5 protein-coding genes (1 of these 5 running past the window's edge) are annotated in these 21,333 nt (G+C 70.4%); all 5 read left to right on the forward strand.

The genetic code is table 11. The features are described from left to right. Positions 1–10 precede the first annotated feature (10 nt). Tightly spaced (each overlapping or abutting the next), the 5 genes in view from ACGFIK_RS13870 to ACGFIK_RS13890 form a layout consistent with a single transcriptional unit that may run on beyond the window. Positions 11–9,946, forward strand: coding sequence for a non-ribosomal peptide synthetase/type I polyketide synthase (locus ACGFIK_RS13870; protein WP_327026650.1), 9,936 nt, complete (start codon positions 11–13; stop codon positions 9,944–9,946). Next, positions 9,943–11,190, forward strand: coding sequence for an ACP S-malonyltransferase (locus ACGFIK_RS13875; protein WP_393339518.1), 1,248 nt, complete (start codon positions 9,943–9,945; stop codon positions 11,188–11,190). The genes ACGFIK_RS13870 and ACGFIK_RS13875 overlap by 4 nt, the downstream gene beginning before the upstream one ends. Next, the gene (locus ACGFIK_RS13880) at positions 11,187–15,773 is read left to right on the forward strand and encodes an SDR family NAD(P)-dependent oxidoreductase (protein ID WP_327026648.1); all 4,587 of its coding nucleotides are present in this window, start codon (positions 11,187–11,189) and stop codon (positions 15,771–15,773) included. Before ACGFIK_RS13875 ends, ACGFIK_RS13880 begins: the two co-directional genes overlap by 4 nt. Further along, positions 15,770–20,467 (forward strand): SDR family NAD(P)-dependent oxidoreductase, encoded by a 4,698-nt coding sequence (locus tag ACGFIK_RS13885; RefSeq protein WP_393339521.1) that lies wholly within the window; start codon positions 15,770–15,772, stop codon positions 20,465–20,467. The genes ACGFIK_RS13880 and ACGFIK_RS13885 overlap by 4 nt, the downstream gene beginning before the upstream one ends. Beyond that, positions 20,464–21,333, forward strand: the beginning of a protein-coding gene (locus ACGFIK_RS13890) for an amino acid adenylation domain-containing protein (RefSeq protein WP_393339524.1). 5,886 nt of this gene lie beyond the right edge of the window; 870 of the gene's 6,756 nt are visible here — the first part of the coding sequence; it begins with the start codon at positions 20,464–20,466; its stop codon lies beyond the right edge, outside the window. The genes ACGFIK_RS13885 and ACGFIK_RS13890 overlap by 4 nt, the downstream gene beginning before the upstream one ends.

The following is a 21,333-nucleotide window of genomic DNA, read 5'->3' on the forward strand; positions in this document are numbered from 1 at the left end:
TGAGGCGCCGGTGACCATTCCCTGGATCCTCGGCGCGCCGAGCGAACAGTCGCTGCGCGACCTCGCCGGGCGGGTGCACGACCTCGTCGAGAACAGCGGTGCCGACCCCGTGGACGTGAGCCGCACGCTGGCGGCCCGACCGCCGCACGCGCACCGGGCTGTGCTGCTGGGCGGCGACGAACTCGCAGCGTCGTTGCGCCTGCTCGCTCAGGGGCGGCCGAGTCCGCACGTGGTGCGGGGAACGGCTGCGGCCGTGGCCCGCCCGGCGTTCGTCTTCCCCGGCCAGGGCGCGGTCTGGCCCGGTATGGCCGAGGAGCTGCTCGACTCCGCGCCGGTGTTCGCCCGGCGCGTCGAGGACTGCGCCGACGCGCTGGCGCCCCACGTGGACTGGTCGCTGGTCGACGTGCTGAGGTCGGACTCCCCGGACCTGTACCAGCAGACCGACATCGTGCAGCCGGTGCTGTTCGCGATCATGGTCGCGCTCGCCGAGCTGTGGCGGTCCTACGGCGTCGAGCCACACGCGGTCGTGTCGCACAGCATCGGCGAGGCCGCCGCCGCCCACGTGGCCGGGGCGCTGTCCCTGGACGACGCCGCGAAGACCGCCGTGCTGTGGAGCCGCGCCCAGTCGACGCTGGCCGGCCGGGGTGGCATGGCCGTGGTGGCGCTGCCGGTGCACAAGGTGACCTCGTGGTTCGCCGAGCACGGCCACGACGTCGACGTCTCCGGCGTGATGGCGCCGCGCACGGTGGTGGTCTCCGGTGACAGCGCAGTGCTCGCCCTCGCCGCCGAGCAGTTGCGCGTCGCGGGTGTCTACGCGCACGTGACATCCGTGCCGCTGGCCGCGCACTCGCCGCGCGTCGAGGAGGTACGGGACACCGTGCTGACCTCGCTCGCGTCGATCAACCCGCGAACCTCGGACATCCCGTTCTACTCGGGTATGACGGGCGGGAGGTTCGACACCGCCGGGCTGGACGCGGAGTACTGGTACCACAACCTGCGTCGGCCGATGCTCTTCGAGAGCGCCACGAGGGCGATGCTGGCCGACGGCTACCAGGCGTTCGTCGAGCTGAGCGCGCACCCGGTGCTGACCCTGGCCATGCGGCAGACCGTGGAAGCCGTCGGCGCGACGGTGCCGGTGCTCACCTCCCTGCGTCGCGACCAGCAGCGCATCGAACACTTCCTGACCTCGCTCGCCGAGGCGCACGTGCAGGGTGTCGCGGTGGACTGGGAGCCGGTGCTCGCCGGGCGTGGCCGGCCGATCGACCTGTCCGACCTGGACCTGCCCGCGTCGGCCGGCTCCGGTGCGCACACCGCGCCGACCCGGCCGGCCGGTGTCGGCCCGTCGCTGGCGAGCCTGGTGTCCGCACAGGTCGCGGGCGTGCTCGGGATCGGCCCCGAGCTGGCCCGGGACGACCACACCAAGAGTCTGTTCGAGCTGGGCTGCACGTCGATGCAGTTGATCGAGCTCCAGAGCGGGCTGGCCCGGGAACTCGGCGTCTCGCTGGAGAACACGTTCATCATCGACCACCCCACCGCGGACGCGCTCACCGTCGAGCTGGCCCGCCGGGTCGAGCGGGGTCGCGAGCCGACCGACGCGCGCGCCGCCGCCCCGGCGTCGCCGGGCCCGTTCTCCGCGGAGCCCATCGCGGTGGTCGGCATGGCGTTCCGGCTGCCCGGTGGCATCAGCACACGGGACCAGCTCTGGGAGACGTTGAGCGGCAGGGTCGACGTGGTGCGGGAGGTGCCCGCCGACCGGTGGTCGCACAGCGCCCTCGACACCAGCGAGGTGACCACCACCCAGGGCGGCTACCTCGACCAGGTGGACCAGTTCGATCCGCTGTTCTTCAGCATCTCACCGGCGGAAGCCGAGTCGATCGACCCGCAGCAGCGCCTGCTGCTGGAACTGACCTGGGAGGCGCTCGAAGACGCCGGGATCAACCCGGTGACGGCCGGGCGGGGCCGGCGCGTCGGTGTCTTCGTCGGTATCTACAACAACGACTACGCCCAGGTCGGCAAGAACCTCGGTCACTCGGCCGAGCGGTACACCTACACCGGGAACATGGCCAACTCGGCGGCCGGGCGGATCTCCTACAGTTACGGCTTCGAAGGTCCCAGCCAGGCGATCGACGCGGCCTGTGCCTCCTCGCTGTACGCGCTGCACCAGGCCGGACGGGAACTCCGGCAGGGCGGCTGCGACATGGTCGTCGCCGCGGCGGTGAACCTGATCCTCAGCCCCGAGGGCCACGTGTCGTGGTCGCGGCTGCAGGCGCTGTCCCCGACCGGGCGGTGTCGCAGCTTCGACGACGGGGCCGACGGTTACATCCGCAGCGAGGGCGGGACGGTCGTCATCCTCAAGCGACTGTCCGACGCCGAACGCGACGGTGACGACATCCTGGCCGTGATCAGCGGATCGGCGATCAACCACAACGGTCAGAGCGGTGGTTTCACCGTCCCGAACGGCGCCGCCCAGCAACGGGCGGTCGAGGCCGCGATGGCCGAGGCGGGCGTCGGGATCGAGGACGTCTCCTACGTCGAGGCCCACGGATCGGGTACGCCGATCGGCGACCCGCAGGAACTCAACGCCCTGGCCCGGGTCTTCGCCGGCCGGACCGACAAGCTGTACGTCGGCAGCGTGAAATCCAACCTCGGGCACCTGGAGTCCGCGGCGGGTATGGCGGCGCTGTGCAAGGTGATCGTGTCGATGCAGCACGGCCGTCTCCCGGCCACCCAGCACTTCCGTGTGGGCAACCGCCTGATCGATTGGGACGCCATCCCGATCGAGGTGGTGGCCGACGAGATCGCGTGGCAGCCGACCGGCGGCCGGCGGCGCGCCGGGATCAGTTCCTTCGGCATCAGCGGCAGCAACGCCCACATGATCGTGGAGGAGTACCAGCCGAAGCCGCGCCCCGCGCCGGTGACGTCCCCCGCTCTGCCGCGTCTGCTGCCCGTCTCGGCGAAGTCGGACGCGGGGCTGCGCACCGCCCTGCGGAACCTGGCCGAGTGGAGCGAGGGCACGACCGCCGACCTCGCCGACATCGCCCACACGCTGGGTGCCCGACGAGCGGGCCTGCGACACCGGGCGGCACTGGTCTGCGACTCCGTCACCGGCATCCCGGCCGCGGTCGAGGCGGTGCTGGCCGCCGGGACCAGCCGTGACCAGGTAGACCCGGGCCAGGTGTTCGTCTTCTCCGGCCAGGGCACGCAGTACCCGGGCATGGCGCGGGAGCTGTACCAGCACGCCGAGCTGTTCCGGCGCGAGTTGGACGAGATCGACCGGGTGTTCCGCCGGATCGGCGACGTCTCCCCGATCGAGGCCATGTTCGGCGACGACGAGGCGACGTTCCGGTCACCGCGGTACACCCAGCCAATGATTTTCGCGGTCGGGTTGGCGCTCGCGCGGTACTGGCAGGCGCTCGGCGTCACGCCGTCGGCCGTGATCGGCCACAGCATCGGCGAGTACGCGGCCGCCTGCTTCGCCTCCGTCATGAGTCTCACCCAGGCGGTCGACCTGGTGACCCGCCGGGCGCGGGTCGTGGCGGCCTCGACCGGCGACGGCTCCATGGCGACGCTGCTGTGCTCGCGGGAGCGGGCGGAGCAGCTCCTGGCCGACTACCCCGACGTCTCCGTCGCCGCGGTCAACGCCGCCGAGAACACCACCGTCGCCGGGTCCGCCGAGAGCATGACCAAGGTGTTGAAGGCCGCGCGCAAGCAGCGGATCTTCACCGAGCGCCTGGACGTCTCGCACCCGTACCACTCGGTCCGGATGGCCCAGGCCGCCGACGACCTGTACGAGCAGATCCGGCACCACGAGTTCGACCCGCCGGCCATCTCGTGGATCTCGACGCGGACCGGCGAGCCGGTCACGGCGGACGCGCCGATCGACGCGGCGTACTGGAGCCGGCACCTCGTGGAGCCGGTCCTGTTCCGGGCGGCCGTCGGCGCCGCGATCGGCCGCGGATCGCGGGTCTTCGTCGAGGTCGGCGCGACGGCCACGGTCGGCGGCCTGATCGCGCAGGAGTTCGCGGACACCGCCATCGTCGTCCCGAGCCTGCGAAAGGGACGTTCGGACTGCCGACAGCTGCTGGAGAGCGCGGCTGAACTCTGGCAGTTGGGCCGGGCGCTGGAGTACGACCGGCTGCCCGGCGCGGCCGGCACCCTCGTCCGCGACCTGCCGCGCACGCCGTTCGACCGGCAGCGGATCTGGTACTCCGACCGCGCCCCCGCGCGCATCGACGTGGCGCGGTCCGCCGTCGCCGAACAGGAAGGGACCGGTGTCCAGCGGATGGCCGATCGCGAGCCGGTACTCATGTTCGTCAGGCGGTGCGTCAGCCAGGTCACCGGGGTCAGCCTCGACGCGATCGACGAGTCGGTGCAGCTCTTCGCGCTGGGCATCGACTCCCTGATGCTCGTCCAGTTGAGCAAGCGCCTCGAGGCCGAGTACGCCATCGACATCCCGAACAAGGCGTTCTTCGAGTCCCTCTACACGCCCGGCCTGCTGGCCGACTTCGTCCTCGAACACCGGCCCCGCGAGGTGGCGCCGGTGCCCCCGGCGGAGCCCACGGCCACCGCGGTCCCGCAGCCGCGGGTCGCCGCAGCGCCGGTAGCCGAGACGCGCGGTCGACTCGACCCGGCGGCCCCGCCGGCGCCCGGCGTCGAAGCCATCATCCGGCAGCAGCTGGAGATCATGCAGCAGCAGTTGGTGGTGCTGTCGGGCGCGACGACGGGTGCGTCGGTCGGCACGCCGGTCGCGCCGGCCGCCCCGGAGGTGACGAAGCGCCGCCCGGCGCCCGCCCGCAAGGTCGGCACGTACAGCAACAACATCGAGCTCAGCCAGGACCGGCTCACCGCCGAACAGGGCGCGTTCATCCGCGACTTCGTGGCGCGGTTCACCGCGAAGACCCCCAGTTCCAGGTCGTACACCGGGCAGCACCGCGAGGTGCTGGCGGACTGGATCGCCTCGCTGAACTTCAACCCGAGCATCAAGGATACGGTCTACCCGGTCGTGTCGGCCCGGTCGTCCGGGGCGACGTTCTGGGACTTGGACGGCAACGAGTATGTCGACACCGCGATGGGCTACGGCGTCCACTTCTTCGGCCACCAACCCGACTTCATCCTCGATGCCGTACGCGACCAGCTCGACCGCGGCTACGAGCTGGGCCCGCAGAACCGGATCGCGGGGGAGGTCGCGGAGCTGGTCCACGAGATGACCGGCGCCGAGCGGGTCGCGTTCTGCAACACCGGCACCGAGGCGGTGATGGTGTCGGTGCGCCTGGCCCGGGCCGTCAGCGGGCGGGACAAGGTGGTCAGGTTCCTCACCTCGTACCACGGCAGCTACGACGCCGTGCTGGCCGAGGCCGACGGCGAGGACAGCATCCCCACCTCGATCGGCATTCCGCAGTCGGCGGTCGACGACACGATGGTGCTCACCTACGGCAGTGCCGAGTCGCTGGACCGCATCCGGCGGCACGGCCCCGAACTGGCCGCCGTGCTGGTCGAGCCGGTCCAGTCGCGCAACCCGACGTTGCAGCCCACCGAGTTCCTGCGGGAGCTGCGCGAGATCTGCACGGAGCACGGCATCGCGCTGATCTTCGACGAGATGATCGTGGGTTTCCGGATCGCGCTGGGCGGTGCGCAGGAGCACTTCGGCGTCGAGTCGGACATGTCGCTGTACGGCAAGCTCGTCGGGGGCGGGATGCCGATCGGCATCATCGCCGGCCGGAGCAAGTACCTCGACGCCGTCGACGGTGGCGCGTGGTCGGACGTTGACGACTCCACGCCGGCGGTGCCAACGACGTTCTTCGCCGGGACCTTCTGCAAGCACCCGTTGACGATGGCCGCGTGCCGGGCCGTGCTGTCCTACCTGCGAGAGCGGGGCGCCACCGAACTCGCCGCTCTCAACCAGGTCACCGCCGACTTCGCGCGTCGCGTGAACGACTACTTCGAGGCGGAGGAAGTGCCGCTGAAGGTGTCGCACTTCGCGTCGCTGTACAAGTACGAGACGCTCGTCCCGCGCGACATGAGCCACATGTCGTTGACGCTGAACCTGTTCTTCAAGCTCATGGTGTTCCACGGCGTCTACGTGTGGGAACGCCGGACCGCCTTCTTTTCGCTGGCGCACACCCGCGAGCATCAGGACCGCATCTTCGAGGCCATCCGCACCAGCGTCGACGCGCTGCGCCGCGGCGGGTTCGACTTCCGGCGGTCGACGTCGACCGCGCCGCGCGGGCTGCCCGCCGGACCCCGGGACGCCGACCTCGCACCGCTCGACCCCACCGCGGTGTCCGAGCAGGAGAAGCGAATCTACGTGCTGTCGCGGATGCGCGGCGGTAACGAGGCCTACCAGATCCTGGCCGGTCTGCGCTTCGACGGTGCCCCCGACCGGGAGCGGCTCGCCGAGGCATTCCAGGCGATCGCCGACAAGCACGAGAAGCTGCGCGGCTACTACGAGATCGACGCGACCGACATCACGGCACGCGTCGCGGCGCAGGTCACCCCGGAGTTCCACCTCTTCGACCACAGGCGCGACCCCGGACTGCGCACCGAGGACGTCGTCGCGGTGATGAACCGGCCGTTCGACCTGGCGAACCCGCCGCTGTGGCGCTACGGCATCGTCATCGACGAGGACGGCACCCACCACCTGCTGCTCTCGCTGCACCACATCATCGCCGACGGCGGAACGATCGACATCCTCCTCAACGACCTCGCCGAGTACCTCGGGCGGGGAGAGCTGACGCGGGTACGGTCCGACGGCTACCCGTCGTTCGTCCGGCAGCAGGCGCGCTCCGTCGGCCTGCCCTCCTACCAGGAACACCGGCGGTGGTGGCTGCGCGAGTTCGAGACCGTCCCGCCGCCGCTGAACCTGCCGACCGACTCCCCGTACCCGCTGGTCAACGACTTCACCGGAACGCACCACTACTTCCGGATCGACGACGCGCTGCACCAGGCGGCCAAGGCGGTCATCGAGCGGCACCGCACCACGCCGTTCATCTTCTACCTGTCGCTGTGGTCGGTGCTGCTAGCCACCGCCGCGGACACCGACGACCTGTGCGTGGGCGTCCCCCTGGACCAGCGGATCATCGGCTCGTTCGACGACACCGTCGGCATGTTCGCCCAGTCGCTGCCGCTGCGCATCCGTACCACCGCGGACACCCGCCTGCCGGACCTGCTCCGCGCGGTGCGTGACACCAGCCTCGCCGCCGTCGAGCATTCGCCCTACCCCTACGAGGTCCTGGTCCAGGAGCTGGACCTCGACCGGGACTTCGGGCGCAACCCCCTGTTCGACGTGATGTTCACCTTCACCAACGCCCGCGAACGCGTGCACCGGTTCGGCGACGTCACCGGCACGTCGGAGGACTTCGGGGTGCCCCGCTCGATGTTCGCGCTCGCCCTGGAGCTCACCGAGCGCGACGGCGGCCTGTTCGGCGACCTGAACTTCTCCGGCGTGTACGGCGAGCGGCGGATGACCGAGCTGGCCGAGCAGTACGTGGACCTGATCGCCAGGGTGGTCCGGGAGCCGGACCAGACGGTGGGCGACCTGTCCCGGTTGGACGACGAGACCCGGGACCGGCTCCTGGCCCTGGGCACCGGGCCGGTCGTCGCGGACCTGCCGGCCCTTGCCGAGATGTTCGACACGGTGGTGCGGGAGCACGCGGGACGACCCGCGATCCGGTACCGCGGCGAGGAGGTCAGCTACGCCGACCTCGCCGAACGGGTGCACCGGTACGCGGGTGTGCTGCGCGAGCACGGCCTCGGTCGGGGTGACCTGGTCGGGCTCCTACTGCCGCCGACACCCGAGCTGGTCACGCTGATGCTCGCGGTCAACCGGATCGGCGCCGCGTGGCTCCCGATGGACGTGAAGGACCCGACGAAGCGGCTCCGGCTCGTGATCGACACCGCCGACCCCACGAGGGTCGTCTGCGGCAAGGAGCTGGCCGCCGCGGTGGAACTCGGCGACATCGCGCTCCATCTGCCGGCGGACACCTCGGTCGACCCGTCCCCGCCGGCCGGGTCGCCGGGCGGGCCGGACGACCTGGCGTACGTCATCTTCACGTCCGGGTCGACCGGTACACCCAAGGGCGTCACGGTCACGAACGGGTCGCTGGCGAACTTCCTCGTCGGCATGCCCGAGGCGCTCGGGTGGGCCGACCAGAAGGTGGTGGGCTGCCTCACCACCCCGTCGTTCGACATCCACCTGCTGGAGACGCTGCTGACCCTGGTCACCGGCGGAACGGTCGTGGTGGCGGGCGAGTCGGAGGTCCGTACGCCAGCGGAGATCGCCGAGTTCGTCGCGGCCAACGGCGTCGAGTACCTCCAGATGACGCCGACCCGGTTGCGCCTGCTGTTCGCCGACCCCGAGGCGGGCCGCGCCACGCTGGCGCGGCTGGACAAACTCGTCGTCGGCGGCGAAGCGTTCCCGGAGGACCTGCTGCCGCGACTGCGGGAGCACCCGTCGCTGGGCGTCTACAACGTCTACGGCCCGACCGAGACCTGCATCTGGTCGAGCGTCAAGGACCTCACCGGGGACACCGGGGTCAGCATCGGTACCCCGATCGCCAACACCACGTTCTACGTGCTGGACGACAACCTCCGGCTGGTGCCCGAGGGGGTGACCGGGAACCTGTGGATCGGCGGGCTGGGTGTGTCGCCCGGGTACCTGCACCGGCCCGAGCTGACCCGCGAGCGGTTCCTCCCGAACCCGTTCGGGGACGGCCGGATCTATCTCAGCGGCGACCGCGCGCTGTGGCAGGGCGGCGAGGTCCACTGCCTGGGCCGGATGGACGACCAGGTGAAGATCCGCGGCTACCGGGTCGAGCTGGGCGAGATCGAACTCGCCATCACCGGGCACGACCTGGTGACCGGCGCAGCGGTGATCGTCCAGGACCTGCCGAGCGGCAGCCAGGTCATCCGCGCGTTCTATCAGGTACGCGAAGGCGGCTACCTGGCGCCGGAGGCGTTGCGCGACTGGCTGGCCGAGCGGCTGACCGACTACATGGTCCCGGCGACCCTGGCCGTGGTGTCGGACATCCCCATGACGACGAGCGGCAAGGTCGACCGCAAGACGCTGGTGGCACAGGCCGGCCAGCCGGTGGAGCCGGGGCGTCCCGAGGAGCGGGGCACGGGCGTCGCCCAGGAACTAGTCACGGCATGGCGCAAGGTCCTCGGCGAGGTTCCGATCGGCGCCGACGAGAGCTTCTTCGACCTCGGTGGCAACTCGTTCAGCCTGGTCCTGCTGATGGAGGAGCTGCACCAGCGGTTCCCGGGCATGCTCGACGTGAGCGACCTGTTCGCGAACCCGACGATCGGAAAGCTCCGCAAGCTCCTGGATTCCAGGCTCGCCGGGCAGGAAGCCGACGCGCTGCTGACCGGTTTCGGTGTCCAGCTGCCCGAATCGTGGTTCGCGCACGACACCACCGCGGACGGCCGGGTCGAGGCCGTGCTGCCCGCACGGACCATGGCCACCCTGCGACGGCTGCGTACGAGCGGGGCGCAGGATCCGGCGGACCTGGCACACGTCGCGCTCGCCGTCACCCTCCACAAACTGCTCGGAACGGACGACATCTCGCTGTGCGTCGTCGACGACGACGCCCGGGCGACCGTGGTCCGGTTCGACTTCGCCGGCACGGCCGACCTGGCCGACGTGCTGGCCGACTACCGGCGGCAACGCGACCACAACGACCGGCTCGACCTGCAGCGGTTCGTCGCCTGCCGGGGTGTCGACCGCACCGTGTCCGTCGCGTGCGGCAGCGCCCGGCAGGTGGCGGAGGCCGACCTCCTCCGCCACTTCGACGTCGTGTACGCGATCGACGTCCTGGCCGACCCCGTCGTGGTCCGGATCGACCACGCCCGCGAGGTGGACCCCGCGCGGGTGGAACAGCTGATGGGCGGCCACCTGAAAGTCCTCGGAATCCTGGGCAGGCCCGCGTCGAAGAAAAAGGTACAGTCATGAAAGATCTCGTGATCGTGTTCCCGGGGCAGGGTTCCCAGTTCGCGGGCATGGGCAGGAAGTGGTTCGACGAGCACGAGAGTGTGCGGGACCGCTTCGGGCAGGCGTCCGACATCGTCGGATACTCGCTGGCCGACCTGTGCTTCACCGCGCCGCCCGCCGAGGTGACCAGGACCAGGTACGCCCAGGTCTCGCTGCTGGTGCTCAGCTACTCGATGTACGAGGTGATGACCGCGGGGCGGAAGGTGCCGGTCTCCTACCTGACCGGGCACAGCCTGGGGGAGATCACCGCGCTGCTCGCGGCGGGCGCGCTGACGTTCGAGGACGCGGTACGCCTGGTCAAGGTGCGCGGTGAGGCGATGGAGGGCTGCGCCGCAGACAGCGGCACCGGGATGATCGCCACGGTGCGGATGCCGGTCGCCGACGTGGAGAAGTGCGTCGAGGACTTCAACGCGGCGGGTCACGACGTGCAGGTCGCCAACTACAACGGTGAGCTGCAGACTGTGTTGTCGGGCAGCCTGGACAGCCTCAAGGGTATGACCGCCTACCTCGAGGACCGTGGGGCGAGGGTGGTGAAACTCAACGTCGCCGGCGCGTTCCACAGCACGTTCATGGCCGGCGCGCTGCCCGAGTACACCAAGGCGCTGAGCGAGGTCACGATCACCGAGCCCGCCGTCCCGGTCTACAGCAACGTCACCGGCGAGGCGTACGAGAGCGCCGAGGCCATCCGGGAGACGCTGGCCGTCCAGCTGACCAGTCCGGTCCGGTGGAGCGACATCGTGGCGTCCCTGGTGGACCGTAAGGCAGCGGTGTGGATCGAGGTCGGGCCGAAGCAGGTCCTGAAGAGGATGCTCACCGGTGCCGTCGGCTCGGGCGAGGTGTACAGCCTGGACGAGGAGCCCGATCGGGTCGGCGCGGTGCTCGACCACCTCGTCGAGCTGAAGAAGCGCGAGCCCGGGGTGGTCGGGCTGTGCCTGGGCGCCGCCGCGGCCACCCGGAACCGGAACTTCGACGCCGACGAATACCACAACGGCGTCGTCCTGTCGTACCGCAAGCTCCAGGAGCTGAGCAAGCTCGACCAGGAGTCGCTCTCCGACCAGCAGAAACAGACCGCGTTGGACCTGCTGCTCACCATCATGCGGACAAAGCGGGTCGCCGAGGCCGAGCAGCGGGACCGCATCGAGTCGATCCTGCGCCGCACCCGTGAGGTCGGCCTCCGGACGAACGAGGGGGCGCTCGCCACATGAGCTCCCTGCTCGATCTTGACGACCTGGACCTGACGGAGCCCCCGGACGGTGCCGACGTCCGCGTCACGCGCTCCAGCCCACGGCGCAGAGCCGAACCCGTCGCCGTCATCGGGATGAGCGGTCGGATCGGCGAGGCGGAGAACCTCGACGAGTTCTGGTCGAGGCTGCTGCGCGGCGAGGAGGGGTACCGCGACCTGCCGGAAGCCCGACGTGCCGACGTCGACGCCTACCTCGCCGCACGCGGCGTGCGGCTGCCGATCGCGGCCGAGCGCTACTCCGGCGGCACCCGGCTGCCCAGCGTGTCCGAGTTCGATTACCGGTTCTTCTCGCTGTCCCGGCAGGAAGCCAAGGCGATCGACCCGAATCAGCGGATCTTCCTGGAGACCGCCTGGGCCGCGCTCGAAGACGCCGGCTACCTGAACAAGGACATCGGCGGTGGGAAGGTCGGCGTCTACGCGGGCATGTCGGCCGACTTCGGCGAGGACTACCGAGCGATCATCCAGGCGGTCGACCCCGGCGCGCCCGAGATCGCGGTCGCCGGCAACATCCGGTCGATGATCGCCAGCCGGATCGCCTACCTGCTTGACCTGCGGGGACCGTCGTTGCTGGTGGACACGGCCTGCTCGTCGGGCCTGGTCGCCGCGTACACGGCGTACCGCGCGATCCAGAACGGCGAGTGCTCGATGGCGATCGTCGGCGCCGTCAAGACCGACCTGCTCCCGGTCGACGCCGACGACGAGTCCGGCATCGGCCTCAAGGACATCCAGGACACGCTGGCCGCAGACCGGCACACCCGGACGTTCGACCAGAAGTGCGACGGCACCACCGCCGCTGAAGGGTGTGTCGTCTTCGTATTCAAGTCACTGGAACGGGCGCGGCGCGACGGCGACAACATCCACGCCGTCATCATGGGCGGCGCGATCAACCAGGACGGGGCGTCGAACGGCATCACCGCGCCCAACGCCGACGCGCAGGCCGACCTCATCACCGAGGCCCTCGCCGACGCCGGGGTCAGGGCCGAGCAGGTCAGCTTCATCGAGGCGCACGGCACCGCCACCAGGCTCGGCGACCCCGTCGAGGTCAGCGGCATCGAGCGGGCGTTCTCCCGACAGACCGCCCGCAAGCAGTTCTGCGGTATCGGCACGGTCAAGACGTACATCGGCCACATGGACAACGCCTCCGGCCTCGCGGGGCTGGCCAAACTCGTCCTGTCGCTCAAGCACCGGGTCCTGCCGGCGAGCCTCAACTTCGAGGAGCCCAACCAGAACATCACGTTCGCGCAGACGCCTGTATTCGTCAACGACCGGACGGTGGCCTGGTCCGACGACGAGCGGGAGACGCTGTTCGCCGGCATCAACAGCTTCGGCCTGAGCGGGACGAACTGTCACCTCGTGCTGCGGAGCGCGGACCCGGAGCCGGCCGCCGACCGTGCCGGCATGGGCTCGCCATCCTGCTTCCTGCTGCCGCTCAGCGCCCGGAACGCCCCAGCGTTGACCAGGCTCGCCGAGCGTTACCGCGATTTTCTGTCCCGTCACGAGGTGGACCTCGCCGATCTCGCCTTCACCGCGTCGGTCGGCCGGTTGCACCACGGCGTGCGCGCCGCGTTCGTCTTCGAGAGCCAGGCGGAGCTCGGCACGCTGCTGACCCGGTTCGTCGAGGACGGCGAGGGCAGGAGCGCGAATCCGGACCTGAGCCGGGGCACGTTTCGCCTGGTGCTGGAGCGTGGCGAGAAGCGCGAGCCGCACGACCTGCTGTACTCCGAGCACGACGAGCTGAACCGGGAGGCCGCAGCGGTCGTGGCCGGCACCGCCGTGGCGCCCGACCGCGCCGCGCTGCGCGGGTTGGCATCCCTCTACTCGCGCGGCGCCGAGGTCGACTGGCAGCGGGCCGCGCCCGAGGGCGGCCGCCGGACATCGCTGCCCACGTACCCGTTCGAGCGGACGCCTTGTTGGATCGACCCCGTCGACCAGGGCCGCCGGGGCCTGGTCGACGGCGCGGACGTGGTGCGCTCGCTGCACCGCGACATCGTGGTGTGCCGGCTCGCCCCCGAGAACTTCTGGGAACTGGCCGAACACCGCATCCACGGCGTCAGCGTGCTACCCGGTACCGGGCTGGTCGAGATGGTCGTGATGTCGGCGCGGCGGCTCGGCCTGGCCGAGTCGGACGTGACGCTGCGCAACGTCTTCTTCGCTGCCCCGCTCGCGGTGGCCGACGGCGAGGAGAAGGAGGTGCACGTCATCTTCGAGACCTCGGGCGACATCAGTACCGTCACCATCGCCAGTCGGGGCGCCGACGGTGACTGGGTGGAGAATGCCCGGGGCGAACTGGTCCGCGACGTCGCCGCCGGGCCGGTCGCGTCGCTCGACGTCGAGGGCCTGCGGCGGCGGTTGGACCGGCCACTGCGGGAACCCGAGGGCTCCGATCGCGCCAAGGGGCTGGACGTCAGTGAACGGTGGACCGCGACGTTGGGCGCCGGGCACGCCGACCCGGAGTCGACCGAGCTGCTGTACGAGTTCGAGCTGCCGTCGCGGTACCGGTCCGAGTTGTCGGACTACGTCCTGCACCCCTCGCTGTTCGACACCGTCATCAACGCGCCGAGCAACGTCTACGACCAGGAACGGTTGTACCTGCCGTTCTCCTACGGCGTGCTGACCGTCCGCGACTCACTGCCCGCCCGGGTGCTCGCCTATTTCCGCAAGCGGCCCGAGTCTGTGGCCGGTGCGCTGTACGCGTTCGACGTGACCGTGGTCGATCCGACCGGCCGGGTGCTGCTGACGGTGGACAACTACTGCATCAAGTCGGCGGTCGACCTCGACGTCACGGGGCCCGGCGAGTACGGGTACGTCCAGACCTACCGACGCGTCGCCCTGCCGACGCCGTCCCGGCGCGGCAGCGGAACCGTCCTGCTCTGTGGAGATGTCGGTACCACGTTCGCCGGCGTCCGGGGGCACCTCGAAGCGGCCGGCTACGACTGCGTCCAGGTGTCGAGCGTCACCGACGCGGTCGGCGACGAGCGGCTCGGCGAGCGCCGCGAGTTCGCCTTCGGCGTGGTGGGTTGCCAACCGGCCGAGGGCGACCCGCTCGCCGACCCGAGTGAGCCGGTCGAAGGGGCGTTGGGCCTGCTCAAGCTCATCTCGGAGCGGCAGTTCGGGTTCGTCGGCGGACTGGTGGTCCTGACGCACAACGCGCTCGCGGTCACCGGTGACGAGACAGCGCTGCACCCCGGCCAGGCCGGCCTGCTCGGCATGATGCGCGTCGCGGCCCTGGAGTACAAGGCGCTCGGTATCCGGTGCGTCGACAGCGACGAGCACACCGGCCCGGCGCTGCTGGTGGGTGAGGCCACCAGCGTTGACCGGCCGCCGTTCCTGCTCTACCGCAACGGGCACCCGTACGAGCCGCAGGTGAAGCGGCAGCCGATCCCGCTGCCCGACGGTGACCGGGCGCCGCTGTCCGGTGGCGACGGGGTGACCGTCATGTCGGGTGGCACGGGCGACCTCGGCACCGCCGTTGCGCGGCACCTGATCCGGCGGGGCGTCCGCAAACTCGTCCTGCTGGGGTCCGACCGGGCGGCCGAGACCCGGCCGGAATGGGCGGAGTTCGAGCGTGATCTGGACGTGTTCGAGGTCGTCCGGCTCGACCTGGGCGACCGGCGGGCCGTCGAGGGGACGGTGCGCGACCTCCGCGCGCGGCACGGCCGGGTGTCCGGCGTGCTGCACCTCGCAGGGCGGCCCGGCGTCGGGTTCCTGTACACGAAGAACCTCGACGAGTTCATGGCGGTCTACCGGCCCAAGGCACTGGGCGGGGTGTACCTGCACGAGGCCACCCTGGCGGACCGGCCCGACTACTTCGTCGCGTTCTCCAGCATCGCCGGGCTCCTGCTCAACCCGGGCCAGTCCGACTACACGGCGGCGAACCTGGTGCTGGACAGCCTGGCCCAGTACCGCGACCGCGAGCGGCTACCCGGCCTGAGCATCCAGTGGCCGGCGTGGCGCGAGACCGGCATCGCCCAGCGCATGGACGCGGCCGACGAGGACGAGTTGTTCCCGCCGCTGGACACCGCCGAGGCGGTGGACCTGCTCGACGCCCTGATGACCTCCGGTGGCCATCCGCCGGTGCTCATGCCCGGCCGGATGCGGAAGGCGACCCGGCAGGTGCCGCGCGACGCCGGCCGGAGCGCGGTCGGGCGTGCCGTCGAGGTGCACGGGCTCGAAGAGGTCGGCGACCTCGAACGGGGCGTAGCGGAGATCTGGGCGGAAGCGCTCGACCTCGACGTGCTCGACGCGCACGAGGACTTCGGTGACCTCGGCGGCAACTCGCTGCTGACGGCGCAGATGCTGAAGCTCTACGACGAGCGCTACCCGGGTCTGATTGACATCACGGACCTCTTCCGCCACACCACCGTCGCCGCCCAGGTGGCCTGCCTCAGGGCCAGGCTGCACCCGGACGAGCCGGCCGCCGAAGGGCCGCCGCCGGCAGTCAGGGCGGACGAGAGCGACATCGACAAACTGCTGGACCTGCTGGAACAGGGCTCGATCACGGTCGGCGGCAGCCAGGGCCTACTTGAGGAAACGGAAACCAGATGAGCAGCGTGAAGGATTTCATCCTCGAGCAGTTCGTCAACAATCAGATCGACCGTGACCGCACCAAGCGGTTGCTGCTCGAACTGTCGAAAGCGAACCTGCACGAGGACATCGCGGTCATCGGACTGGCCGGTCGGTTCGCCGAGGCCAAGAACGTCGACCAGTTCTGGGAGTTCCTCAAGGTGAGCCGGGACTGCATCCGGGACTATCCGCAGTCCCGTAAGGAGGACATGTACGACATCCTCCGCAACCCGTACTACGCGGAGGTCATGCTGGGCCGGCCGGTCGACGAGGCCGACCTCGACCGGCTCTACTCGGTGAGCGGTTATCTGGACCGGATCGACCACTTCGACTCCCGCTTCTTCGGCATCCCCCCGCTCGAAGCGGACTACATGGACCCGAACCAGCGCATCGCGCTCGAAGTGGCGTACGAGGCGCTGGAGAACGCCGGCTACGGCGGCGAGAGCGCGATCGGGTCGAGGACCGGAGTCTTCCTCGGCCGCGACCAGTCGAACTACTCCTACTACCGCATGTTCTCCGAGCGGCATCCGATGCAGCTGTCCGGCTCGTGGGAGGGGATGGTCGCCAGCCGCATCTCCTACCTGCTGGACCTCAAAGGCCCCTGCATCATGACCGACACCGCATGCTCCGCCGGCAGCGTCAGCGTCCACCAGGCCATCCAGTCACTGCTGCTCGGCGAGTGCGACATGGCCCTGGCGGGCGGCATCAACCTGTCCTCCGGCGGCGAGCCGAAGACCAGCTTCCTGTCCGGCGCGACGATGGACAACGTGGTCTCCGGCGACGACAGCGTGCGCACCTTCGACGCCCACGCCAACGGCACGCTGTGGGGCGAAGGCGCCGGCATCGTGCTGCTCAAGCCGCTGAAGAAGGCGCTGGCCGACCGCGACCACGTGCGCGCCGTCATCAAGGCCTCCGCCATCAACAACGACGGCACGTCGAACAGCATCACCGCGCCCAACGCGCTGATGCAGGAGCGGGTCATCCTCGACGCCTGGGCCAAGGCGGACGTGCCGGCGGAGACGATCACGTACGTGGAGGCCCATGGCACCGGGACCGTTCTCGGTGACCCGATCGAGGTCAAGGGCCTGACCAACGCGTTCCGCCGGCACACCGACCGCAAGCAGTTCTGCGGTATCGGATCCCTCAAGACCACCATGGGCCACATGGTGGCCGCGTCCGGGTCGGCCTCGCTGGCGAAGGTCGTCAAGTCGCTCGAATCCGGCCTGCTGGCGCCCTCGGCGAACTTCGAGGTGCCCAACCCCTACATCGACTTCACCGACAGCCCGCTGTACGTCAACGACCGGCTTATGCCGTGGGACACCAACGGCGAACCCCGGCGGGCCGGGATCAGCTCGTTCGGCTTCATCCGCACGAACTGCCACATGGTGTTGGAGGAGGCACCCCGCTACCGCGCCGGGCAGCAGCTGCGGGAGCGCTACTGCTTCACCGTCAGCGCCAAGACCGAGGCGGCCCTGACCGAGCTCCTCGACGGGTACGCGGCCGTGCTGGCGGACAGCCCGTGGTCGCTCGCCGACATCTGCTACACGTCGAACATCGGCCGAGGTCACCACGAGCACCGCGTCATGGTGATCGCGGCGACGAAGGAGCAACTGGCCGAGTCGGTCGACCGGCTCCGGCGGCGCGGTCTCGGCACCGACGAGCAGCAGGGCGTCCACCACGGCGTACACGCCGTCGTCAGCGACAAGCGGAGCGACCTGGGTCCCGGCGACATCACGGCCCAGACCGGCAAGCGGCTCTCCGACTCGGCCAACGCCAAACTCGCCGAGTACCGCTCGCGGGGCGACAAGGCCGCCCTCACCGAGCTGGCCAACGCCTACGTCCGCGGCGCCCGCGTCGAGTTCGCCGAGTTCTACGCCGACGAGCCGCGTCAGCGGGTACCCCTGCCCACCTACCCGTTCGAGAAGATCCGCCACTGGGCCAGGCCCATGCGCACGAGCGTGCGGAGCTTCGGCGGCACCGAGACCAACCCCCTGCTGGGCGCGGAGATCAGCCGCTCGGACGCCGCGATCGTGTTCGAGAACACGCTGTCGGTCGACCGGCACTGGGTGCTGTCCGACCACCGCATCGAGCACCGGCCCGTGGTGCCCGGCACGACGTACCTGGAGATGGCGCGTGCCGCGCTGGCCGCGGTGGAGAACACCGGCAGCATGCGGTTCGAAAACGTGTTCTTCCTGGTCCCCCTCGCCGTCGAGGAGGGCGAGGAGACGACCGTGCGGACCCGGCTGGACCGGCTGGAGCGGGGTTACTCCTTCCAGGTGGCCAGCTCGCAGGGCGGCGAGTGGATCACGCACGTCGAGGGTCGGATCAGCCCGCTGGGCGACGCTGGCCCGGCGGCACCCGTCGACATCGACGCCCAGAAGCGCGCCGCGATCGAGGTGACCGACCCGTACCCGACCGAGACCGACACGGGCGTGTTCCAATTCGGTGCGCGCTGGGACAACGTCCGGGCGGTGTGGAGGCACGAGACCGGCGCGTTGACCCTGCTGCGCCTGCCGGAGGGCGTGCCGAGCGAGACATTCGGCCTGCACCCGGCCAAGCTCGACAACGCGGTGAACCTCATTTCGCAGAACAGCGGCGAGACGTTCCTGCCGTACATGTACAAGAGCTTCGTCCTGCACCGGCCCATGCCGGAGACGTTCTACTCGCTGATCCGTACCGTCCGCGACGACAGCCACGAGGGCGAGACCATCACCTACGACGTGGACCTCGTCGACGTCGACGGTGAGCCGTTCGCGCGGATCACCGACTACACCGTGAAGAAGGTCGACTGGCAGCGGTTCAGCCTGGCGGGACCGCGCCGCTTCCTCCAGGTCGAGTGGCTCGCGGTGCCGCGGGTGGCGGCGGAGGCGGCCGGCGGCGCGGTGTGGGCGCCGGTGGTGCTGGACAACCCGGCCGGCAGGCGGCTGGTCGTCGCGGTCGAGGCGCAGGGACACCGGGTCGTCCCGTGTTACGTCGGCGAGCGGACCGACCAGAGTCGGAACGTGTTCGCCCTGGACGAGGCCGGCGCGGAGCTGGTGGCCGCACGGCTGCGGCAGGAGGGGGTCGACGGCGTCCTGTTCGCCACCGACTTCACCGCACCCGACGTCGCCGGCGAGGCGGCGCTCACCCCCGGGCAGCGGCGGGCAGCCGGCGTGGACGCGCTGTTCGAGCTGTACCGCGCCTTCGTGGCGCACCGGGTCAAACTCACCCGCGGTTTGAAGGTCCTGGGCGGACACGCCTGGCAGGTCGAGCCCGGCGACGGGGTCACCGATCCGTACTCCGCCGCCACCGAAGCGCTCGCGCAGGTGGTCGGGCAGGAGCACCGGCACCTGCGGGTGGACGTGCTGGACGCGGGTGCGGACGTGGACCTGGACTTCCTTGTCCGGGAGGCGTTGGGCGGCTCGGGCGGTGCGCTGCGGGCGATCCGTGGCTCGCAGAGCTACCTGCGGCGCCTGCGATACGCCGAGACGGCCGACGAAACGGGCGAGCCGCTGTACCGGGGCGGGACGTTCCTGGTCACCGGTGGTGCGGGCGGCCTCGGCCTTGGCATCGCCGAGGAGATGGCCCGCGAGGGCGCCGAGCGGATCATCCTGCTGGGCCGCAGGCCCCTGGCCGAGGAGATCGCGCGGCGCGTCGAGAAGATCGCCGGTGCCGAGTACGTCGAGTGCGACGTGTCGCGGGAGGCCGACGTGCGCGGCCTGACCGCGCGCCTGCGACAGGAGGCCGTGACCCTCAGCGGCATCGTCCACGCCGCGGGTGTGGCGGGCGACGGGTTCCTGGCGAACAAACCCCGTCCGGTCTTCGACGCCGTGCTGGCGCCCAAGGTCGACGGCAGTGTCGCCCTGGTGGAGCTGGCGAAGGAACACCCCGGCGCCTTCCTGGTGTTCTTCTCGTCGATCACCGCGATCACCGGCGGGCAGGGGCAGGGCGACTACTGCAGCGCCAACGCGTTCATGGACTCCCTGGCGGTGCGGGCGCGGACCGAGGGCGTCCGCGCGCTGTCGATCAACTGGCCGACGTGGTCCGAGGTCGGCATGGCGGTGCAGTACGGGATCGGCGACGGCGACTCGCCGTTCCGCGCCCTCACCGTGAAGGACGGCCTGGCCTGGCTGAGCCACTTCCTGCGCGACCCGGCCGATGGCGTCATCCCGACCCGGTTCGACCTCGGGGTGCTGCACGAACGGCTGGACGAGATGCCGTTCCTGCTCGACGACGACATCGCCGACGCCGTCGCGCGGGCGGGTGCGGGCGGGTCGTCCTCCGGCGGAGAGACGACCGAGGTCCGGGTCGTCGGCCTGTCCGACCCGAACCAGATTCAACTGAGGATCGGTGCGGTCTACGGCGCGGTGCTCGGCATGGCGGAGGTCGACGCCCACATGAGTTTTCAGGACCTGGGCGGCAACTCGCTGATGACGGCGCAGCTTCTGCAGCGGGTCGAGGACGTCTACCCCGGGCGAATCGACATCGCCGACCTGTACTCCTACGCGAGCGTCGCCAGCCTTGCCGGCTACATCGAGGAGCGCATCGCGGCGGAGTCCGGCCCGGCCGAGCCCGGCGCGGCGGACTTCGGGGATATGGACCAGTCACTCCAGGACGTCCTGGCGGAGATCGGCGACGCGGAGCTCACCACCATGTTCGCCGCCGACGCCGACGGTGCGGGGAGGAACCAGGCATGAGGTCGAACGCCGAGCTCAAGAAGGACCTGCTGCGGTACCTGCTCATGCAGGTCAAGCAGGAGGCGCTGGACGTCGACCGGGCGAAGGAGTTCATCCGGGCGATCGGTGACGACGGCCGGGACGCCGACGACCGGATCGCCGTCGTCGGCATGGCCTGCCGCTTTCCCGGCGCGTCGGACAAGGAGCAGTTCTGGCGCAATCTGGTCGACGGCCGTGAGTCGATCGGCGACTTCCCGCCGCTGCGCCTGGACGACCTCCGGCGGGTCGAGGGCGGGACCTCGGCAGTCCGCAAGGGCGGCTACCTGGACCGCATCGACCTGTTCGACGCGGAGTACTTCGGCATCCCGCCGCACGTGGCGACGCAGCTCGACCCGTACCACCGCAACCTCCTGGAGGTGCTGGTGGAGACGATGGAGGACGCCGGATACGCCAGGAGCGAGCTGTACGGTTCCAGGACCGGCATCTTCGTCGGCAACGACCACACGCACCGGCTGATCACGTCATACCTGCCGTTCCTCTCGGAACTGGACTTCGCGGCCATCACCGGCTCGTGGTCGGGCATCCTGGCCAGCCGGCTGTCGTACCTGTTCGACCTCCGCGGACCGGCCACCGTCATCGACACCGGATGCTCGTCCGGCCTGGTCGCGGTGGACGCGGCGATCAAGGCCCTCCGCAACGGCGACTGCGACACCGCGTTCGTCGCCGCCATCAACCTCTTCCTGTCGCCGTCCAGCCTCGGCAACGAGACCGAGTCCGCCGACCACCGGGTGCGGGCCTTCGACGCCGCAGCCGACGGGACGGTGTGGAGCGAGGGCGTGGCCGGGGTCTACCTCAAGCCGCTCTCGCGCGCGCTCGCCAACGGTGAC

The organism is Micromonospora sp. NPDC048871, from assembly GCF_043198155.1.
Taxonomy (GTDB): Bacteria; Actinomycetota; Actinomycetes; order Mycobacteriales; family Micromonosporaceae; genus Micromonospora.